Raw genomic sequence first — 893 nt, forward strand, 5'->3', positions numbered from 1 at the left:
CAAGCTCATGGAAGAAGATTGGCAAAAGACACTCACTTGGGGCATTCAGGATGAAGACTATTACGTCAATGACGAAGGCCGTTTCATGAAAACCCAAGAGCAGCGCGACAATGCCGCAGATGCGGCCTGGAAACTGGCCAATAAAGCAGATGCATTTTATGGAACTGCACCCAAAATGGAAGGTTACTTTAGCGATGGCAACGCTACTTCAGCAAGCAATCAGCCGGAAGAATACCAGGCCAGCTTGAGACCGTTTGATAAGGAAGTTTTGGGCGCTTATGGTTTCAACAGCTATGTCGATTTCTTCAGTGCTCCACCAGAGAATCCGGTGACTTACCCTGCTTGGTCTGTCGATCTGGTTGAGGGATCTCCAGCCAAGATTGCCAATACGAAGTTGAACGAATTATCAACCAAATATTTGCCGAAAGCGATTTTGGCTAACACGTCTGAATTCAGCAGTGTATGGAGCGAATACGTTTCCGAAATTCAAAAGCTGGATATCAAAACGTATGAAGATCGTATCAATGAAGTCTTGAAGTGGAGAATCGATAACTGGTCTGTGAAATAAGAAATTGTTGTCGGGAAGGAAGGTTACCTTCCTTCCTGTTTTTTTGAAGAACATATCGCTGGACGTTATTCCTTTCAATAAAGATGGATAGGGGCCTGATATTATGGAGGAAATTGTAGTGGGTACCAAGCCGCTCCGCCCGAAGAAAAAACCAAAAATTAGGCGGATTACCTGGCAAAATATCAAAGCACAGAGACAGCTCATATGGATGTCTGTTCCTCTGCTTGCGTACATTATCATCTTTGCTTATGTGCCTGTCTGGGGCTGGACGATGGCTTTCCAGGATTACAAACCGGCCAGAAGTTTCTCGCAGCAAACGTGGGTA

Annotated in this window: 2 pseudogenes; both read left to right on the forward strand. The window is 45.1% G+C overall.

Annotated features, from left to right (window positions below):
- Positions 1-568: pseudogene (locus tag HP548_RS22865) on the forward strand (sugar ABC transporter substrate-binding protein); the annotation flags it as partial.
- A 103-nt stretch (positions 569-671) separates the two neighbouring features.
- Positions 672-893, forward strand: a pseudogene (locus HP548_RS22870) (sugar ABC transporter permease); the annotation flags it as partial.

The sequence above is a fragment of the Paenibacillus taichungensis genome, from assembly GCF_013359905.1.
GTDB lineage: Bacteria > Bacillota > Bacilli > Paenibacillales > Paenibacillaceae > Paenibacillus > Paenibacillus taichungensis.